Raw genomic sequence first — 18,266 nt, 5'->3', positions numbered from 1 at the left:
CGCGCCCCGAGCAGGCCGACGAGCCGCGCGGCGTCTTCGGTACCTCGGTGCCGGTCGAACCCCCGCGTCCGACCTCGCCGTGGAACGGCAGCCCGGCCGCGGCGAGCGGATTCACCGCCCCCGAGCCGGACAGCGGTCCCCGGTTCTCCCCGGTCACGCCGTCGCCGGAGCAGGATTCGGTCCGGCCGGTGCGTCCGCAGGTCGCCCCGCCCGGTTTCACCGCCGTCCCCTCCGGCGAGCCGACCCCGGCGGCCGAGCCGGCACCGGCACCCGATCCGGCACCGCGGGCCGAAGCTCCGGAGCCGCAGCCGAACCCGGGCCAGTGGCGGGCGCCCGACGGCTTCACCGCCGTGCCCGCCCCGGAGGTTCCGACCACGCCGGAGCGTCCGGCGGACGACCGTGCCGCCGCCGAAGCCGATGAGCCGCAGGCGGACAACCGCAACGAGATCGAGAACTGGATGGCCCAGCTGCGCTCCTCCCGGCGCGGCACCGCCGCCGACGAGGGTCGCCACACCGGCAACGAGGGCCGCACGGTCAGCGTGAACGAGCTGCTGCGCCGCCGCGACGACGACACCGACTGAGCGCGGCAAGGACCGAAGAAACCCACGGCGAGCTTCCGCCGTGGGTTTCTTTCGTTCCGGGGGTCAGCCGAGCGGGGTCGGCCGGGTAGGTCCCGCGTCCGCGAAGGCCCGTGCGTAGCGGGTTCCGGTGAGCAGCAGCAGCATTCCGACCACCAGGAAGGCGGCGACCCGGACCAGGCCCGACAGTGTCGACAGATCGAACAGGAACAGCTTGGCCAGCGCGGCGGCCGCCACGAGCAGGCCCGAGACCAGGCAGACCTTGGCGACGGCGGGCGAACGCGACAGCCTGCGCAGACCGTAGAACAGCGAGGCCGTCGCGGCGGCCATCCACACGATCGTCGCGATGCTGTGGCCGAGGACGAAACCGTCCGCCCTGCCGAGGGATACGCCCACCGAGACCGCCGCGACCAGCACGTAGTACAGCCCGGCCACGCTCACCGCGATCCAGACCCCGGTGACGAGCGCCTGCTCACCCCAGCCCCGCACCCGGGGCACCGTCCACGCCACCATGGCGGCGACACCGAGCCCGAGGACGGCGGCCAACGCGGTGGCGATGTCGAGTCGCTGATCCGCGAGTCGGTGCAGCGCCAGGGTTTCCGGCGAGGCGATCGCCAGCAGGACCAGTCCGCCGAGCGCGGCGAAGGCGATGCCCAGGCCGGCGCTCACCCGTGTCCGGCTGGTGGCCGCGACCGCCAGGAAGGCCAGGGCCACCGTCGCGAGCGCGATCGGCAGCAGGTGCGGCTCGCCGCCGGTCGCGGTGATGCAGGTCAGCAGGAGGGAGACAGCGCCGGTGAGCGCGGCGACCAGCGCGGTGTGCCGGGGGATCCCCAGCCGGTCGAGCGCGGGGACCAGCGAGGTCGCCGCCGGACCGAGCAGGACCACGGCCAGGGTGCCGGTGATCGCGGCGCTCACGGGACGGTCGAACAGCAGTGCCGCGGCGAAGACGGGCAGTGCGGTGAGCGCGATCGTGACGCTCGCGGTGATGTCGCCCGGCCGCCGCCGGACCACCAGCAACGCACCGGCCAGCCCGACCACCGCACACGCGAGGGCCGCGGCCAGCAGCCCGGCACGCTCCTCGACCTCGTCACCGGCGATCGCCGCCGACAGCCCGCTCAGCGCGATCATGCTCAGCGCCGCCAGCACCACCGGCAGGGTCCGGGCCACGTGCAGCACCGGCCATTCCCGGCGCATCTGCACCGGCACTCCCGCCGCCTGCAACACCACGAGGAACCCCAGCAGCATCAACTCGGTCGTCAGCGCGGGCGACAGCACCGCCGCCCCGAGCACCACCCCCACCGCCAGCGGCTGCGACTGCCACCGCATCGCGATGCCCACTCCCGCCAGCGCGACCCCCATCGCCACCGCGAGCCCGACCCCCGGCGCGACCCAGTGGTAGTAGCCGGTCACCGCGACCACATCCAGGTACGCACCGGCGATACCGGTGGCCACCAGCGCGATCGCGCCGACCCGTCCCCCCGGACGCCCGAACACCCGCCACCCCGCCGCGACCAGACCCACCGAAAGCGCGCCCCCGGCAACCACTCTCGCCACCGGCCCGAAGAACCCCGCCTGCGCGGCCAACACCAGCAACATCAGCACGCCGATGAGCGTGACCCCGACCCCGGCCACGGCCAGCGCCCGCGAAATCACCCCTTCCCGCTGCCACCACGGTGTCCGCGGCTCCCGAGCCACCGGCGGTGCCCACGCCCGGCCACGCGGCCCAGCCCCATACCCGGGCGCGCCTCGCCAAGCCCCGTACGACGGCGGCGAAATCCACTGCGCCCCAGGCATTTGCGGAGCAGGCCGGTATTCCGGCGCCGATCCCGGCCCACCTGCCACCGGCACCGCACCGGGTACCTGGTGACCGCCCGCGGGCCCGGGCACCTGACCACCGGCGACCTGCCCACTCGAGAAGGCAACGCCCGCAGGCACTTCGGCGCCACCGACAGCCCTGCCCCCCGGGCCCTGCCCACCGGTACTGGGCACGCCGCCCGGAACCGGAACACCCCAGCTCGGAGCATGACTCGATGTCGCTGCGCCGACATCGCCGGGAACCGCGACCGGCCCGGCGCCTTCACCCGGGACCGAGACCCGCGTCGCGGCAACCGCGGCATCACCGGCCGCGCTCCCCAGGTCGGCCACGCCTTCGGCTCTCGCATCGGGCGAGTGTCCGCGCGACCCCTCCGCGCTCGCGGCGACCTCGGCATCGCGTTCGGCCGGATACGGTGCGCCGACGGGAGTCACGCCACTGGTCGGCGCCGCCGGACCGGGACTCTGGGCGAAGCCGGGGTACACCGTGGTCCCCCGGTTCGCGGCGGTCGCACCCGCGATCTGCCCCTGCAACTGTGCGCGCAGCACCTCCAGGTCACCGCCGAGCCGGCCCATCTGGGCGCCCAGCGTGGTGAACTCGCCCGAGAGCCGGGCGACGAGCGCGGGATCGATCGAAGTACTCATGTCCTCATCGTCGGCGCGCGGACCGCGCGGGACATGAGTAGAAACCCCTGCCGGGGTGCCTGTTCCTACCCGAAAACGGTCAGGACCCGAGGAAGCGACGCCACTGGACCATGAGCGGGTACTTCGCGGTGACCGAGCCGAAGCGGACGCGGCCGTGGACGACCAGGTGCAGCGGACCGATGGGCGGGCCGGTGCGGACCTTGTTGGTGACGCCGGAGCCGATGAGCTCCAGGCCGTTGAGGTCGACGGTGGCGGCGGCGGGGACGAGCAGGGTGAGGCCGCTGAGGTAATCGTCGACCTTGATCTCGACGATCTGGGTCTGCATGACCGCCTCGGTGAAGTCCAGAGTGACCCCGGAGAGCAGGTTGTTCAGGTGCAGCACCGGCGGCACCTGCCAGGGGCCGCGACGGTGCACGCCGGACAGGCGGCTGCGGATCAGGCCGGGGATCGAGCCGCCGGGCGGGATCGGGCGCGGCCGCGGCATCGCGGCGGGTTGCGGCGCGCCGGCCACCCGCATGCCGGGCAGGTCGACGAGCACCACGTTGAGTTCACCCCGGGTCTTCGCGGCGAGCGCGGTGTCCATGCGCTCGGTGAACTCGCCGAGGGAGAGCATGCCGAGGCCGACGGCGCGTTGCAGCAGCTGGCCGACGTGCTCGCGTTCGGCGTCGGAAACGCGCAGGTCCCGGTCGCCGACGGGACCGGCCGTCGGGGCGCCGGGGACGAAGAGGGATTCGGGACCGCCCATGTCATCGAGGGTAGCGACGGCGACGCCCCCAGCGCATCAGGGCAAACCCCTATTCGAGTCCCTGTTCGATGGCGTAGCGGGTGAGCTCCACCCGGTTGGCGAGCTGCAATTTCCGCAGCGTGGCCTGCACATGGTTCTCGACCGTGCGGTGGGACAGATTGAGCCGCGACGCGATCTGTTTGGCCGACAGCCCCTTGGCCACCATCCGCAGTACCTCGGTCTCCCGCTCGGTCAGCGACGGGCGATGCGGCTCGTCGGCGGCGGGCGGCGCGGTCGCCATCCGCCGGTACTCACCGAGCACGAGCCCGGCGAGACCGGGCGTGAACACCGGCTGACCGGCGGCGGTGGCCCGCACGGCGTCGATCAGCTCGGCCGCCGAGGCGCTCTTCACCAGATAACCGCTGGCCCCGGCCTTGATCGCGTCGAGCACGTCGTCGCGTTCGGCCGACGCGGACAGCACCAGCACCCGGCTGTGCGGGGAGACCCGCAGCACCTCGGCGGTGGCGGCGGCGCCGTTGCCGTCGGTGAGCTGCATGTCCATCAGCACCACGTCGGGCTGGACCGCGGCCGCGCGGCGGGTGGCGGTGCCGACCCCGTCGGCGGTGGCGGGGACGGCGAAACCGGCCTCGGTGAGGTCGCGGGAGACGCCCTCGCGCCACATCGGGTGATCGTCGACCACCATCACCGTGATCGCCTGGTCGGTCATCGCGGCTCCTTCGCTCAGCGCGCCGGGTGGCGCGGAATCCGGAATTCCCATTCGGTGCCGAAGTCCTCGCCCTCGGTCAGCAGTTCGGCGGTGCCGCCCAGCGCGCCGACCCGGCCGACGATGGAACGGGAAACCCCCATCCGACCTTCGGCTTCGGCGGCGGCGAGCCTGCCCGCCGGGATGCCGATCCCGTCGTCGCGCACGCTCACCACCAGCATGTCACCGGTGTCCTCCAGCAGCACATACGCTTTCGCGTCCGGCCCGGCGTGCAGGTCGACGTTCGACAGCGCGGTCGTCACGGCGGCGGCGATCTCCTGCGCGGTGGACCGGGCGATCAGCACCGGGTCGCCCGGGGTGGCCACCGAGACCTTCGGCGTGGCCCGCGCGGTCAGCAGCGGCCGCAGATCCACCTCGGCCGCGCCGGAATCCGGCCGTTCGGCCTGTTCGGACAGCAGGACCCGCAGCGCCACTTCCTGTTCGCCCGCCCGCTGCGCGAGTTCGGCCGCGGGCCCGCCGATCTCGTTGCCGCGACGCTTGATGAACGCCAGCACCTGCAGCACGCCGTCGTGCACTTCTCGGGCGAGCCGCTCGCGTTCCTGCGCGGCGGCGGTGATCCGCAGCGCGCGTTCGAGCTGGCCCTGGGCCCGGCGCGCGGTGTTGGCGGCCAGGCCGAGCGCCAGGCCGACCGAGACGAGCACCGGCGCGGTGGCGTCGCCCCACACGTCCTGTCCCCATTGCTCCCGCACCGTCACCACCACCGCCGACATGCCGAGCCCGGCGAGCACCCCGGCGACCGGTCCGCGCAGGATCGCCATCGAGATCACCGAGTTGGCGATCCACAGGGTCGTCGGCAGCGTCTGATGGCCGTGGTACCAGTCGTAGTCGGCGACCAGCCGGGTGGAGGCGATCAGCAGGACCGTCACGACCTGGTCGCCGAGCACCACCCAGCCCCGGATCCGGCCGGTCGCGGTGGGGAAATACCACTGCGAGAGCAGCAGCGCGGAGCTGCCCGACCAGATCGCCATCAGCGCGATCAGCACCCAGCTCAGTCGCGGGTGCTCGTAGTAGGGCACCGACGCGATCTGCTGGCCGATCGCGTACAGCAGCGTGACCAGCCGGAACGCCTGGGCGGCCCGCCACAGGGGCGCGGTCGCCGCGTCGGCCGAGCTCAGCTCAGCTGTGTGCGTCCGCATCGCCGGACTCCGCCTCGACCCTGCTCTCGTCCTTGCGCAGCGTGCGCGCGATATCGAATCGACCCGGCTCCGGTTTGTCCGGCTCGGCGGAGAACAGTCTGCGATCGTCGCCTATCAGCTCGCCGTAGACCTCGTCCGGACTGTCGGCGAGCAGATAGCGGATCGCGGTGTTGCCGACCGCGATCAACGGCACCGCCAGCAGCGCGCCCGCGATCCCGCCGACCACCAAACCGGCGGTGATCGCCAGCACGACGGCCAGCGGATGGATGCTCACCGCCCGGCCCAGCAGCAGCGGTTGCAGCACATGGCCTTCCAGCTGCATCACCGCGATGATGATGCCGAGCACGATCAGGGCCGTGACCAGGCCCTTGGTGACCAGCGCGATGAACACCGCGACGAACCCGGCGAAGAACGCGCCGATGATCGGGATGAACGCGCTGATGAACACCAGCGAGGCCAGCGGCAACGCCAGCGGGACGTGCAGGATCGCCAACCCGGCGCCGATACCGATCGCGTCCACGGCGGCCACCACCACGGTCGCGCGCACGAACCCGACCAGCGTGCCGAAGCCCAGCTCGCCTGCGGTGCGGACCTTCTCCCGGTGCGCGGTGGGGATGATCCGGGTGACGAAGTGCCAGATCTGGTCGCCGCCGTAGAGGAAGAAGATGAGGATGAACAGGATCAGGAAGGCGCCGGTGAGGATGTGCCCGATCGCGGTGGCGGTGGTCAGCGCGCCGCTGGTCAGGCTCTCGCGGTTGTCCTGAATGGTGCGCACGATGGTGTCGCCCGCACTGCGGATCTGCTGATCGCTCAGGTGCGGCGGGCCGTTGATCAGCCAGTCCTGCACCTTGTGGACGCTGTTGGTGACCTCGTTGGACAGCCCCGGCACACCGTCGACGAACTGCTCGACGACGAAGGTCAAGATCCCGGCGAGCAGCCCGATCGACCCGACCAGCGCGACGAACACGCCGAGTGAACGCGGAATCCCCACGCGCTGCATCCAGTCGACCAGCGGCGCGAGCAGCGCGGCCGCGAGCAGCGCGATCGCCAGCGGAATCACCACGGTGGCGAACTTCTGCACCAGCATCCCCACCGCGAGCAGGGCGGCGAAGATGATCAACAGCCGCCAGCTCCAGGCGGCGGCTTTGCGGACCAGCGGATGCACTGCCTCGGCGTCCGCGCGCCACGGTGTGGACGCGGGCCCGGAATCTACCTTCTGGTCGGTCACCCGAGAGAGCCTATCGGTCCGAACGCTAGATTGGTGGTCGTGTCGGCGCCCCTGGAAGCGGTCAAACAGACCATGCGAACGCGCTGGCCGCTGTATCTGACCTCGGTACTGCTGGCCAACGCCTTCGGCGCGGTCCTGGTGTGGGCCTTCATCCAGTACGGCCTGCCCGTTCCCGAGGGCGACCCCGGTGGCGTGCGCCAGACCGGTTTCCTCGCACCGGTGCTGGTCTTCGGCGCCGCCGCGGTGCTCAGTATCGCGGGCGCCGCGCTGATGCTGCGGCCGGTGATGCGCTGGCAGATGCGGGGCGGCCCACCCAGCAGGCAGGAACAGATGGCCGCGCTGCACGTGCCGCTGCGCCAGTCGATCCTGCATCTGGTGCTGTGGATCATCGGCGGCGGGATCCTGGCGGCGCTGATCATCGTCGAGTCGCCCGAGCTGGCGGGCGCGGTGATCGTCACCGAGTGCATGGCCGCCACCATCGTGTTCGGCTTCACCTACATGCTGGGTGAGCGCATCCTGCGCCCGGTCGCCGCCGAGGCGCTGACCGAGGGCACCTTCGACCACACGCTCACCCCCGGCGTCGGCACCAGGATGGCGATGACCTGGGGCATGGGCACCTTCGCGCCGACCATCGCGATCGTGCTGCTGTGCGTCACGCAGATCTCCTCCGATGTGAAGTTCTCGGCGAAGTCGCTGGCCATCTCGATCCTGCTGCTGTGCGGCGTGGTGATCATGCAGGCGCTGGCGCTGTCGATGCTCACCGGGTCCTCCATCTCCGACCCCGTGCGCCAGCTGTCCCAAGCCATCAACAGGGTGCAGGGCGGCGCGCGCGACGTGCAGGTGGAGGTCTACGACGGCAGCGAGATCGGCCTGCTGCAGGTCGGCTTCAACCGGATGATGGAAGAGGCGGCCAAGCGGCGAAAACTCCAGGAGCTGTTCGGCCAGCACGTCGGTGAGGACGTGGCCCAGCGGGCCCTGGACTACGGCACCGAACTGGGCGGTGAGACCAGGTTCGTCGCGGTGCTGTTCGTCGACATGGTCGGCTCCACCGCCGCGGCGGCCGAGCGGCCGCCGACCGAGGTCGTCAGCCTGCTCAACGAGTTCTTCCGGGTGGTGGTCGACGTGATCGACCGCCACCACGGTTTCGTCAACAAATTCGTCGGTGACGCGGCGCTGGCCATCTTCGGCGCGCCGCTGGACCGCCCCGACGCGCCCAGCGCCGCCCTGGCCGCCGCGCGAGACCTGCGCGAGGCACTGCGCGAGGTGACCAGCCTCGACGTCGGCATCGGCGTCTCGGCCGGCCTGGCGGTCGCCGGAAACATCGGCGCCGCAAATCGTTTCGAATACACCGTGATCGGCGACCCCGTCAACGAGGCGTCCCGGCTCACCGAATTGGCCAAAGATCATCCCGGCCGCGTTCTCGCTTCGGGCAGCGCGCTCTACTTCGCCGACGAAAGCGAGCAAGACCATTGGGAAACCGGCGACGAGGTGCAACTGCGTGGCAGACGCAGAAAAACCCGCCTGGCCTGGCCGAAACCGATAGCCGCCGCGCCCGGCGAGGACCAGGGAGAACAGCTGCGTTCGTTAGGCTGAGACCGTGACGGCCGACGGCGACCTAGCAGGCGAACCCGCCTCGCCACCGACCGAGCGCCGCCGCCGGTTCCGGTGGGTGAAGTGGGTGCTCGGCGTGGTGCTGCTCGCGCTGCTCATCGGCGAAGGCGCCTACCTGTGGCCGCGGCTGCACGACTCATGGCTCACTCTGACCGAGATCCACTGGGGCTGGCTGGTGCTGTGCATCGTGCTGCAGGCGATGTCGATGAGCGGATTCGGCCGGGTGCAGAAGCAGCTGTTGCACGCGGGCGGGGTGGATGTCAGCCAGGGCAAGTCGGTGTCGGTCGTCTACGGCGCCACCGCGATGTCGGTGACCCTGCCCGCGGGCCAGGTATTCTCCACCGCGTTCACCTACCGCCAGACCCGGCGCTGGGGCGCGAGCCCGATCGTGGCGTCCTGGCAGCTGGTGTTCTCCGGCGTGGTCGCCGCGGCCGGGCTGGCGCTGCTCGGCGTCGCCGGTGCGGCGCTGGTCGGCAACCAGATCGGTCCCAAACTGATCGGGTCGGTGGTGATCCTGGCCGCGCTGCTGGTCGCGGGCAACTACCTCGCCCGGCATCCGGGCACGCTCGAGGCGATGCTGCGCCGGGTGCTGGCGCTGGTGAACCGGCTGCGCAAGAAGCCCGCCGGTCACGGCATCGCCAAGCTGGGCGAGATCCGGCGCCAGCTGGAATCGGTGGACCTGGGCAAGAAGGACGCGGCGCTGGTCGGCCTGTGGGCGCTGGTGCACCGCTGCGCCGACGTGGCCTGTCTCGGCGCGGCCTGTTATGCCATCGGCGCCGATCCCAAGCTGTCCGGCCTGCTCATCGCCTTCACCGCGGGCAAGGCCGTCGGTTCCATCCCGTTCGCGCCCGGCGGCATCGTCTACGTCGACGCGACCCTGATCTACAGCCTCACCGCCGCCGCGGGCCTGGCCGCCTCCCAGGCGGTCGCCGCCGCGTTCGTCTACCGGTTCGTCAGCTTCATCCTGGTCGCCATCGTCGGCTGGATCGTCTTCGCGTTCCTGTTCCGTACTCCGCAGGCCGACGACGAGGAATACGAGCAGGAGTACTTCTCCACCACGCCGGGACTACAGGCCAAACTCCGGCGCGGCAAGCCCGAGGACACCGCAGGCGGACCGGCCCAGCCGAGCTAGCCGGGACCTCGGCCGCTCACCGCAGCGCGCTCAGCGCGGCCCGCCAGCCGAGCAGGAACAGGGCGAGCACACAACTCGCGACGACGACGAAGCTCGCCGCCACCCCCTGACCGCTCGCCGCCCGCAGCACCATCCCGCCGACCAGCGTGCCGAGCCAGATCAGGATGCCGCTGGGCCACAGCGCGGTGGCGTCGAAGCGGGCGTTGCGCGCGGCGAGCACGGCCAGCGCCCAGCCGAGCAGTAATCCGATGCCGAAGGGCCACACCGTTTTCACGAGACCGGCCAGCACCGCTTCGTCGTGACTGCGCCTGCCGATCGCGCAGAAAACGATCACCAACAGGGCATCAGCGGCGAACGGCGCGAATCTCCTCACGCAAGCAGCCTAACGGTTCGTGATCTTCATTCGGACCGCGCCGAGCCCCACTGATCAGTGCACACTCTGCACGTGCAGCCGTGTTCACGGCTCCGGCGAGGCCAGCGATTTCAGCAGGACGGCGGCGAGTCGCGAAGTCGCGTCGCCACTGTCGACGTCGGCGATGTGCACCGCGAAGACCAGGTCGCCCATGGTGGCCAGCAGCCAGCCGTCGGCGCCGCCGGTCGCCGCGAAGGCGGTGACATCCCGGAAGCCGCGCAGCGCAGCGGTTTCCGGCTTGCCGATGCCCTCCTGCAGCAGGCCGCGCAGCCGGTCGACGGCGGGCTGGGCGAGTGCGGGCACGGGGGTGTCGGTGGTGCTGGGCTTGCCGTTCTCGATCATCGGCGGCACCACCGAGCCGCGCGCGATCGCGGCGGCGGCGATCGCCATGCCGAAGGGGCTGGCCAGCACCGCGTCCGAGCCCGCGCCCTGGCGCACCTGTTCGGTGCTGCGGCCGGGGGCGCTGATCCGCCCGGTCACCTCGTCGAGACCGTGCACCTTGAAGTCGACGCCGACGCCGAGCGCGGTCGCCGCCTCGGCCGCCTCCTGCACCGAAACATCCTGCGGCGCTTTGTTCTTCGTCACCGCGGCGACGGTGCGGAACAGTTCCATGGTGCCACCGGCCGGGAACAGCCCGGTGAACGCGATCGGGCCCTTCTCGGTGGCGTAGCTGTTCTGCGCGACGGCGACCACCGCGCCGGTGGACGGCTGGATCGCGACCACCGAGGCCGGCGTACCCACGCTGACCACCGCGTCCTCGGCCGCGCGCTGCAACCGCTGGTCCATGGTCGCGGAGATATCGGGCCCGGCCGGGCCCTGATAGCCGGCGACCTGGCTGACGAACCGGCCGTCGGCCTCGAAGATCTGCACACCCCAGCCGGCGGTGGCCTCCTGGCTGTCCTTCCACACCTCGCGCAACGCGTCCAGCATCGGCGACCAGGTGCGGCGATCGGCGGAGATCAGCTTGGGCTGCTTCTCCATCACCACCCCCGGTACCCGCGCCATCCGCGGTTCCAGGATCGCGAAGTCGCCCTCGCGCAGGTTGACCGCGACGACCGGCTTGCCCTGCGAGGCGGCCAGCTGCTGCATCAGCGAGGGCCCGGTGATCAACGGCGCGACCGGCTCGATCGCGTCGGCGAGCGCGTTGGTCGACCCGACCAGGTCGCCGGTGCGGCTCGGATCGATCTTGATGACATTGATCGTCTGCTCGGTCATCAGCGGCTCACCGGGCAGGTCGACGACCCGCGGCGGCGGCTTGGCGGTGGTGCGCACGAGCTTGACGGTGCGATTGTTGGCCAGCTGCGGCATCACGACGGCGGGGTCCCAGGAGATCCGCCAGCCGATCGCGAGCTTGCGGACGGTGCCCTGGAGTGTGTAGGTCCAGTCCTTGTGCTCGCCGAAGTTCCAGGCGACGTCCATGCTGAAGATCGCCGACTGCGGGTCGAGATCGATCACCTGGCTCGGCTCGTAGTCGACCTTGCCGGTCGCCAAGCCTTCGAACATTTGCTTCATGGTTGCCGAAGCGGCGGCGGGGTACGAGGTCAGGTCGGCGGCTTTGGTGTAATCCTGCGCGTCCAGCAGATCGGTGAACCGCTGGACAACCGATTCCGACTCACTCGGCTTCCCACCCACCCCGCACGAGCACAGCGCGATGGCGAGGGTCGCAACCCCCACGATCGCCATTGCGCCCCGTGCGCGAAAGCGGCGGGATCCCCACACATCCATATCGCCCACTCTTCACTCTTGCCACTCCGGTAACAAATCCACCGTACCGGAAGTTGACCCGTCTCCGATGCCCCGGTAACACGGGACGCTAGCCGACCTCAGCACCTAGATTGTGCCCGAAATCTCGCCCCGATGAGGGCCTGATCTCGAACCTCGCCCAGCCAGTGGCAACATCTGGCGCGCCTACCGTACCGGGCGGCCCGCCGAGTTGTGCGGATCTCGCATTGTCCGGCGATTCAACGTGAGGGTACCCAGGCCCACCGACACTCAACCCCACGTCACCGACCCACATCGGCCGGGAACACCATCGTTCACGCAGAGCATAAACCGCTGCGCATATATCGGCGTAATCTTGTAATCAACGCAACGTGCGCAACAGAGATAGCAGGTGATTTCCATGCGGAACGCCCATCGCGAACGCGGATTCGGCCGGCCGGGCGGCTGGCAGCAAGCAGACCTCCCCGATCCGGCCGATGCCCCCGATTGGTTCGCCGGACGATTGCCCGCCGACTGGTTCACCGGCCCGCCGGAGATCGAGATCGACCGCGACGAGATCGTGGTCGTCGGCGAACTCCCGGTGCCGCAGCCCAAGTCGGCCGACGCCGACGCGCCGGTCTCGGCGGCGACGAAGGAGGGAGCGCTGGCCCGCTTCCGCGAGTCCACCCGGCCGGCCAGGATGCGGATCGCCGACGAGGCGCAGCGGCGCTACGGCCGCAGCGTCGCCTGGGGCGTGCGGGTCGACGGTGAGCGAATCCTGTTCACCCACCTCGCGGTTCCGGTGATGACCCGGCTGCGCCAGCCCGAACGCCAGGTCCTCGACACCCTGATCGACGCGGGCGTGGCCCGCTCCCGCGCCGACGCGCTGGCCTGGACGGTGAAACTGGCGGGCAAGCACGCCGAGTCCTGGCTGGCCGAACTCCGCGAGGCCATGCGCAAGGTCGACGACCTGCGCTCCGAAGGCCCGACCGGCCTGTGAATTAAGGTGGCCTGCATGGCAGACACCGTGCAGGCCACCGGCCCGATCCTCGTGCTCAACGGGCCGAATCTGAACATGCTCGGCACCCGCCAGCCCGAGATCTACGGCGCCGACACCCTCGCCGACGTCGTCGCCCTGTGCGAGCGCACGGCCGCCCGGTTCGGCCGCGAGGTCGTGGCCTTCCAGTCCAATCACGAAGGCGCGCTGATCGATCGGATCCAGCAGGCGCGCGGCGAGGTCTCGGCCATCGTGATCAATCCCGGCGGCCTGACTCACACCTCGGTCGCGCTGCGCGATGCCCTGGTGATCCCCGAGGTGCCGATCGTGGAGGTGCACATCAGCAATGTGCACGCACGCGAGGAGTTCCGGCACCACTCGTTCGTATCCCCGATCGCGACCGCGGTCATCGCGGGCCTCGGCGTCCAGGGCTACGCCGCCGCGATCGAATTCCTGGGCAAGTCCTAGGCGAGCCGGAAGACCGGGAAACCGGGGGCGATGGCGGCGAGCTGTTCGTTCGAGGCGTTCTTGTCGACGCCCTCGAAGAACTTGCCGACCTCCCAGCCCCACTTCTCCAGGTAGAGGCGCAGCAACGGGACCTTGTCGGTGTCGGCGATCTCGGTGGCCGTGAACTGCTCGACCTTGCGGCCCAGCCGCAGTTCACCGTCGCCCGCGACGCGCAGGTTGCGCACCCACTGGGTGTGCCCGCGCGGGGCGACCAGGTAGCGCTCACCGTCGGCGGCGGTCATCACGTTGACCATGGTGGTGCGCCATTCGCCGCTCTTGCGACCGCGCACGGCCAGCAGCCGCGAGCCCATGATGCTGATGCCCAGCTTGGGCAGCAGGTTGGCGATCTTGTTCATGATCGGGTCGAAGCCGGTGGGGCCGAGGTAGCGGGTGGCGTTGTCCATCTTGATCACTCCTGAACTGTGAGCACTGCTCTCTGTTGAGACAAGCATGCGCGCTCGGCGGCGACATGTCAAGAGCAGTGCTCTCTCTTTTGGGAATGTCCGTTTCTCCCGAAGTATTGCCGCGATGAAATGTAGTACGTATGCTACATATCATCGAAGGTCGATGATTGGGAGGACTCATGGCTTCGAGTAACAGCGTTGTGCTCGACGTACAGCAACTACGGATGCGCTACGACGAGACCGACGTCCTGCACGATGTGACATTCCAGGCCACGCGCGGAGAGGTGCTCGTCATGCTCGGGCCCAACGGCGCGGGCAAGACCACCACGATCGAGATCCTCGAGGGGTTTCGCAGGAGGTCGGCCGGCCGGGTCGACGTGCTGGGGACCGATCCCGAACACGGTGACGAACAGTGGCGCGCGCGCATCGGCGTGGTGCTGCAATCCTGGCGCGACCACGCGAAATGGCGTGTGCGCGAACTGCTTCAGCATCTCGGCTCGTACTACGTTCCCTATGCCACCCCGCGCACCCCGCGGCCGTGGGACACCGATCAGCTCATCGAGCTGGTCGGCCTGACCGACCACGCGAACGCCAAGATCGCCACCCTCTCCGGCGGCCAGCGCCGCAGGCTGGACGTGGCGATCGGCATCGTCGGCAAGCCCGACCTGCTGTTCATGGACGAACCCACCGCGGGCTTCGATCCGGCCGCGCGGCGCGACTTCCACGATCTGGTGCACCGGCTGGCCGATCTGGAGGACACCACGGTGCTGCTCACCACGCACGACCTGGACGAGGCGGAGAAACTCGCCGACCGGCTGCTGATCCTGGCCGGTGGGCGGATCATCGCCGACGGCTCGCCCGACGAGCTGTCCCGCTCGGTCGCGGGCGAGGCCCAGGTGAGCTGGACCGTGGACGGACAGCGATTCGTGCACACCACCACCGAGTCGACCAAGTACGTGCACGAGCTGTTCAAACAGCACGGTGATGACATCGGCGAACTCGAGGTCCGCCGCGCCTCGCTGGAGGACACCTACATGACCCTGGTCCGGCGCGCCGAATCCGGCGACACGGGCGCACCCGTTCACTCTCTCGCGGAGGTCACCCGATGAACGTCACCGCTGTCCGCGCCGGACTTGCCCGCGGCGGGATCGAATTGCGCCAGCTCTACACCAACGCCCCCGATCTGATCGGGCAGTTCCTCACCCCGGGCATCTCGCTCGCGGTGCTGTTCCTGCTGCGGAACCGGATGTACGGCGAGAGCGGACTGTCGATCGCCGAGCTGGCCGTCCCCGGCCTGCTCGGCTCCATCATCGCGTTCAACGGCCTGTACGCGGTCCTCAATGTGCTGGTCCTGGACCGGGAGGACGGCACGTTGCTGCGCGCCAAGGCCGTGCCCAGGGGACTGACCGGCTATTTCACCGGCAGGATCGTGGCGGGCGCGGGCGCGGTGCTCGCGCAGGTCGTTATCGTGCTCGGTGTGGGCATGGTGATCATCGGCGGTTCCTCGCTGACCGACGCGAGCGCGATCGCGATATTCGTCGGGGTAGTGGCGCTCGGTCTGCTGGCCGTGCTGCCCTGGGGCACGATCCTGGGCAGCCTGCTCGACAGCCGCTCGTCGTTCCTGCTGACGATCCCGCTGATGGGCCTGGTCGCCATCTCCGGCATCTTCTACCCGATCACCGCGCTGCCGGGCTGGCTGCAAGCTGTCGGTCAGGTGTTCCCGATGTACTGGCTCGGCCTCGGCATGCGCTCGGCGCTGCTGCCCGCCGACGCGGTCGCCGTCGAACTCGAGCAGTCCTGGCGGCACGTGGAGACCGTGGCGGTTCTGGGGATCTGGACCGTCGCCGGACTGCTGATCGCACCGATCGTCCTGCGGCGCATGGCGGCACTCGAATCCGGCTCCGCGATGGCCGCGCGCAGGGACAAGGCGATGCAGCGTGCCTTCTGAGGTCATCTACAACCGCATCGCGATGCTGCGCGCCGAGCGCGGCATCTCGCGGCGGGACCTGGCCGAAGCGCTCGGCGTGCACTATCAGACCGTCGGCTATCTCGAACGGGGCGAATACAGCCCCAGCCTGCATCTCGCCCTGCGGATCGCGGCCTACTTCGAGGTGGCGGTGGAGGTGGTGTTCTCCACCGAGCCGTTCCCCCGGCTCGGCGCCGAGACCGCGTGAAACACCGCCGACCGTCCGGCACCCAGAGCGGTGCCGGACGGTTTCGGCGTGTCGACTCCGGCTGTGCCGCAGGGCACTCGGAAGCCGATCGGCCGGGCGATCTCAGCGGGCCGCGCCACGGATCAGCTCGAAGGTCGACACCGGCTTGCCCGCCGCCTCGCTGGCCTCGACCGCCTTGCGCCAGTACGACTGCGCCAGGTGCGAGAAGCCGGCGTCGACGCCGACCTCCTCGCTGGCGTCGATGATGTGCTGCGCGCCGGCCACCATCATCTTCAGCGAGGCCAGGTCGGCCCAGCCGCCGTTCTGGTTGGCCACCGAGAACTGCTCCATGAAGTACGGGAAGGCCTCGCTGGAACGGACCGCGAACGGCACGAACTGGGCGATGTCGTGGCCGGACTTCGCGATCACCGCGGTCGCCTGGTCGAAGGCCAGCAGCCAGGGATGGAAGATGACCAGCAACGCCTGGTAGAAGACCTGGGCGAGGCCGTCGTCGGCGCCGAGGTACTCCTGCGGGCTGAGCGGACGCAGCAGCTCGGCGTGCGCGTCGAACACCTCCTTCGGACCGCTGTAGAAGATGTAGGACGCGGGGTGCTCGATGTTGTCGCCCGCCGACATCACCCCGCCGGAGAGGAACTGCGCGCCACGCTCGCGCACCCAGGCCGCCCCGGCCCTCGCCTTGTCCGGCGAGTCCGACGACAGGTTGGCGATCACCTTGCCCGCCAGGGCTTCCGGCGCCTGACCGAGCACGTCGTACATGGCGGCGTAATGAGTCAGGCTCAGGACCGACACCTCGTTGGCGGCCAGCGCCTCGGCGACGGTGTCGGCGCGCTTGGCACCGAGCGCGACCATCGCGTCGACCTTGCCGGGGCTGCGGTTCCAGACGGTGACCTCGACGCCTGCCGCCAGGAAGGCGCGGACCATGGCCTGCCCCATCGGGCCGAGGCCGAGCACGGAGACGGAGCGGGTGGACTGTTCGGACATCTGATGCCCCTTCGATTCTCGATTGTTCGATGGTTCGGCGCCGGAATCCATGGTGGTCGGCGCGGGTATCGTCGGGAAGACCGAACGTCGGGGTGTGGTTGCTTACCCTGAGGTCCGAAATACGGTCGGAAGGGGTGCACCAACGATGAACAGTGACACAGATCACGACGTGTGCGGCATGAGCCTGGCGATCGACGTCGTCGGCGGGAAGTGGAAGCTGCACCTGATGTGGGTGCTCGGCGCGGGCCCGCAGCGGTTCGGGCAGATCCGGCGACTACTCGACGGGGTGAGCGAGAAGGTGCTCACCGAGAACCTGCGCCAGCTGGAAGGCGCGGGCGTGGTGCACCGCGAGGTCTATCCCGAGATCCCGCCGCGCGTCGAATACTCGCTGACCCCGCTCGGCGAGACCTTGCGGCTGGCGCTGGAGCCGCTGGAGACCTGGGGCGACACCCACCGCGCCGAGCTCGCCGTGAACACCCGCCCGAGCGCGCCCGTCCCTACCGCTGTCGCGCTGTAGCCCATCGCGACAGGCGGTCGAGCGCGATCCGTTCGCCGACGCGTTCGAGCAGCGCCGCCGCGTTCGCGATCGAGCGCGACGGATTCGGTTCGAGATCGGCGAGCGCGTAACACCCGGCGAAGCCCGCCGCCCGGATCTCCCCGGGCGACAACATCGTTCGGCCCACCGCCGCGACCACCGGCACCCCGGCCGCCTTGGCCGCGGCGGCCACCCCGACCGGCGCCTTGCCGTGCATGCTCTGGTGATCCAGCGACCCCTCGCCGGTGACGACCAGGTTCGCCCCGGCCACCAGCGCGGGGAATTCCAGCAGCTCGAGTAGCACATCGATACCGCTGCGGACCTGCGCGCCGAGCACCGCGAGCGCGCCGAATCCGGTACCACCCGCCGCGCCCGCGCCGCCGATCTCGGCGTAGCCGGTCCCCAGCACCGCTGCCCAATTGGTGAGTGCCGCTTCGAGATCCACCATCCGCGCGGCGTCGGCGCCCTTCTGCGGCGCGTACACCGCCACCGCACCCGCGGGGCCGAGTAGCGGATTGTCCACATCGCAGGCCAGCGTGAACCGCGCCTGCGCGATCGCCGGATGCAGTGCGGCCCGGTCGACCGACACCACCCGGCTCAACAGCGCGACCACATCGAATCCGGTGACCTCGCTTCGCAATTCGCTGCCGTCGCGGTCGAGCAGGCGCAGGCCGAGCGCCTGTAGGAAGCCCGCGCCGCCGTCGGTGGACGCGCTGCCGCCGAGTCCGAGGACGATCTCGCGCGCGCCGTGATCGAGCGCGTGCGCGACCACCACCCCGAGGCCGAAGGTGTTCGCCCGGATCGGCTCCAATCGACCGCCGGGGAGCTTGACCAGCCCGACCGCCGCGGCCAGCTCGACCACCGCGGTGTCGCCGTGCACGGCGTAGACCGCGGTCGACGGTTCC

The 18,266-nt window shown here is 70.3% G+C and carries 18 protein-coding genes and 1 pseudogene; 9 read left to right on the top strand and 10 right to left on the bottom strand.

The features are described 5' to 3' along the window. A pseudogene (locus V8688_RS08770) lies at positions 1-581 on the top strand (RND transporter); the annotation flags it as partial. A 63-nt stretch (positions 582-644) separates the two neighbouring features. Here the strand turns inward: V8688_RS08770 and V8688_RS08765 are convergent. The 5 genes from V8688_RS08765 to V8688_RS08745 form a co-directional block, all read right to left on the bottom strand. Continuing rightward, the gene (locus V8688_RS08765) at positions 645-3,035 is read right to left on the bottom strand and encodes a DUF2339 domain-containing protein (RefSeq protein ID WP_342800575.1); all 2,391 of its coding nucleotides are present in this window, start codon (positions 3,033-3,035) and stop codon (positions 645-647) included. A gap of 79 nt (positions 3,036-3,114) precedes the next feature. Next, the gene (locus V8688_RS08760) at positions 3,115-3,780 is read right to left on the bottom strand and encodes a DUF1707 domain-containing protein (RefSeq protein WP_218718520.1); all 666 of its coding nucleotides are present in this window, start codon (positions 3,778-3,780) and stop codon (positions 3,115-3,117) included. 49 nt (positions 3,781-3,829) lie between these two features. Beyond that, positions 3,830-4,486, bottom strand: coding sequence for a response regulator transcription factor (locus V8688_RS08755; RefSeq protein WP_218718521.1), 657 nt, complete (start codon positions 4,484-4,486; stop codon positions 3,830-3,832). Between the two features lie 14 nt (positions 4,487-4,500). After that, complete coding sequence (locus V8688_RS08750; RefSeq protein ID WP_218718522.1) at positions 4,501-5,679, bottom strand: DUF5931 domain-containing protein; 1,179 nt, start codon at positions 5,677-5,679, stop codon at positions 4,501-4,503. Further along, positions 5,660-6,907: an AI-2E family transporter gene (locus tag V8688_RS08745; protein WP_218718523.1), complete on the bottom strand. Its 1,248-nt coding sequence runs from the start codon at positions 6,905-6,907 to the stop codon at positions 5,660-5,662. The genes V8688_RS08750 and V8688_RS08745 overlap by 20 nt, the downstream gene beginning before the upstream one ends. Positions 6,908-6,979: 72 nt before the next feature. Between V8688_RS08745 and V8688_RS08740 the strand changes: the two genes are divergently transcribed. Further along, positions 6,980-8,500, top strand: a complete 1,521-nt coding sequence (locus tag V8688_RS08740; protein WP_218718593.1) for an adenylate/guanylate cyclase domain-containing protein — start codon at positions 6,980-6,982, stop codon at positions 8,498-8,500. 4 nt (positions 8,501-8,504) lie between these two features. Then, positions 8,505-9,650 carry a YbhN family protein gene (locus tag V8688_RS08735; protein ID WP_308248480.1) on the top strand — a complete coding sequence of 382 codons (1,146 nt, stop codon included), beginning with the start codon at positions 8,505-8,507 and terminating at the stop codon, positions 9,648-9,650. A 16-nt stretch (positions 9,651-9,666) separates the two neighbouring features. Here V8688_RS08735 and V8688_RS08730 read toward each other — a convergent pair whose 3' ends face one another. Together V8688_RS08730 and V8688_RS08725 are read right to left on the bottom strand one after the other, a co-directional pair. Then, complete coding sequence (locus V8688_RS08730; RefSeq protein ID WP_342800574.1) at positions 9,667-10,023, bottom strand: DUF3054 domain-containing protein; 357 nt, start codon at positions 10,021-10,023, stop codon at positions 9,667-9,669. 84 nt (positions 10,024-10,107) lie between these two features. Beyond that, on the bottom strand, positions 10,108-11,745 hold the full coding sequence (locus V8688_RS08725; protein ID WP_342800573.1) for an NTF2-like N-terminal transpeptidase domain-containing protein: 1,638 nt from the start codon (positions 11,743-11,745) through the stop codon (positions 10,108-10,110). A gap of 439 nt (positions 11,746-12,184) precedes the next feature. Between V8688_RS08725 and V8688_RS08720 the strand changes: the two genes are divergently transcribed. Both V8688_RS08720 and aroQ read left to right on the top strand, forming a co-directional pair. Beyond that, entirely contained in the window at positions 12,185-12,763 is a 579-nt protein-coding gene (locus V8688_RS08720; RefSeq protein WP_218718526.1) for a hypothetical protein, read from the top strand. A 15-nt stretch (positions 12,764-12,778) separates the two neighbouring features. Continuing rightward, positions 12,779-13,228: a type II 3-dehydroquinate dehydratase gene (gene aroQ / locus V8688_RS08715; protein ID WP_218718527.1), complete on the top strand. Its 450-nt coding sequence runs from the start codon at positions 12,779-12,781 to the stop codon at positions 13,226-13,228. Here aroQ and V8688_RS08710 read toward each other — a convergent pair. Then, positions 13,225-13,671 (bottom strand): nitroreductase/quinone reductase family protein, encoded by a 447-nt coding sequence (locus V8688_RS08710; RefSeq protein ID WP_218718594.1) that lies wholly within the window; start codon positions 13,669-13,671, stop codon positions 13,225-13,227. The genes aroQ and V8688_RS08710 overlap by 4 nt on opposite strands. A gap of 179 nt (positions 13,672-13,850) precedes the next feature. Between V8688_RS08710 and V8688_RS08705 the strand changes: the two genes are divergently transcribed. Genes V8688_RS08705 through V8688_RS08695 form a run of 3 tightly spaced genes read left to right on the top strand, consistent with a single transcriptional unit; the run spans position 13,851 to position 15,845 of the window. Next, complete coding sequence (locus V8688_RS08705) at positions 13,851-14,780, top strand: ABC transporter ATP-binding protein (protein ID WP_218718528.1); 930 nt, start codon at positions 13,851-13,853, stop codon at positions 14,778-14,780. Next, entirely contained in the window at positions 14,777-15,619 is an 843-nt protein-coding gene (locus tag V8688_RS08700) for an ABC transporter permease (RefSeq protein ID WP_218718529.1), read from the top strand. The genes V8688_RS08705 and V8688_RS08700 overlap by 4 nt, the downstream gene beginning before the upstream one ends. Next, positions 15,609-15,845 carry a helix-turn-helix transcriptional regulator gene (locus V8688_RS08695; protein WP_189034374.1) on the top strand — a complete coding sequence of 79 codons (237 nt, stop codon included), beginning with the start codon at positions 15,609-15,611 and terminating at the stop codon, positions 15,843-15,845. The genes V8688_RS08700 and V8688_RS08695 overlap by 11 nt, the downstream gene beginning before the upstream one ends. Positions 15,846-15,947: 102 nt before the next feature. On the opposite strand, the gene V8688_RS08690 is transcribed toward V8688_RS08695, so the two are convergent. Further along, positions 15,948-16,877: an NAD(P)-binding domain-containing protein gene (locus V8688_RS08690; protein ID WP_342800572.1), complete on the bottom strand. Its 930-nt coding sequence runs from the start codon at positions 16,875-16,877 to the stop codon at positions 15,948-15,950. A 94-nt stretch (positions 16,878-16,971) separates the two neighbouring features. Here V8688_RS08690 and V8688_RS08685 point away from each other — a divergent pair, with 94 nt between their 5' ends. Then, complete coding sequence (locus V8688_RS08685; RefSeq protein ID WP_342800571.1) at positions 16,972-17,343, top strand: helix-turn-helix domain-containing protein; 372 nt, start codon at positions 16,972-16,974, stop codon at positions 17,341-17,343. Here the strand turns inward: V8688_RS08685 and V8688_RS08680 are convergent. Continuing rightward, positions 17,324-18,266, bottom strand: a 943-nt coding sequence (locus V8688_RS08680) for a glycerate kinase (protein ID WP_342800570.1), incomplete at its 5' end; no start/stop codon positions are given. The two genes, V8688_RS08685 and V8688_RS08680, sit on opposite strands and share 20 nt — an antisense overlap.

This window comes from Nocardia sp. No.11 (genome assembly GCF_038752175.1).
In the GTDB taxonomy this organism is placed as follows: domain Bacteria; phylum Actinomycetota; class Actinomycetes; order Mycobacteriales; family Mycobacteriaceae; genus Nocardia; species Nocardia canadensis.
This window is presented reverse-complemented; position numbering and strand designations above follow the sequence as displayed.

Excerpts from the sequence above, each read along its gene's own strand:
- V8688_RS08765 (WP_342800575.1), bottom strand. The coding sequence starts at position 3,035 with ATGAGTACTTCGATCGATCCCGCGCTCGTCGCCCGGCTCTCGGGCGAG.
- V8688_RS08760 (WP_218718520.1), bottom strand. The coding sequence starts at position 3,780 with ATGGGCGGTCCCGAATCCCTCTTCGTCCCCGGCGCCCCGACGGCCGGT.
- V8688_RS08755 (WP_218718521.1), bottom strand. The coding sequence starts at position 4,486 with ATGACCGACCAGGCGATCACGGTGATGGTGGTCGACGATCACCCGATG.
- V8688_RS08750 (WP_218718522.1), bottom strand. The coding sequence starts at position 5,679 with ATGCGGACGCACACAGCTGAGCTGAGCTCGGCCGACGCGGCGACCGCG.
- V8688_RS08740 (WP_218718593.1), top strand. The coding sequence starts at position 6,980 with ATGCGAACGCGCTGGCCGCTGTATCTGACCTCGGTACTGCTGGCCAAC.
- V8688_RS08725 (WP_342800573.1), bottom strand. The coding sequence starts at position 11,745 with ATGGCGATCGTGGGGGTTGCGACCCTCGCCATCGCGCTGTGCTCGTGC.
- V8688_RS08720 (WP_218718526.1), top strand. The coding sequence starts at position 12,185 with ATGCGGAACGCCCATCGCGAACGCGGATTCGGCCGGCCGGGCGGCTGG.
- aroQ (WP_218718527.1), top strand. The coding sequence starts at position 12,779 with ATGGCAGACACCGTGCAGGCCACCGGCCCGATCCTCGTGCTCAACGGG.
- V8688_RS08710 (WP_218718594.1), bottom strand. The coding sequence starts at position 13,671 with ATGGACAACGCCACCCGCTACCTCGGCCCCACCGGCTTCGACCCGATC.
- V8688_RS08705 (WP_218718528.1), top strand. The coding sequence starts at position 13,851 with ATGGCTTCGAGTAACAGCGTTGTGCTCGACGTACAGCAACTACGGATG.
- V8688_RS08700 (WP_218718529.1), top strand. The coding sequence starts at position 14,777 with ATGAACGTCACCGCTGTCCGCGCCGGACTTGCCCGCGGCGGGATCGAA.
- V8688_RS08690 (WP_342800572.1), bottom strand. The coding sequence starts at position 16,877 with ATGGATTCCGGCGCCGAACCATCGAACAATCGAGAATCGAAGGGGCAT.
- V8688_RS08685 (WP_342800571.1), top strand. The coding sequence starts at position 16,972 with ATGAACAGTGACACAGATCACGACGTGTGCGGCATGAGCCTGGCGATC.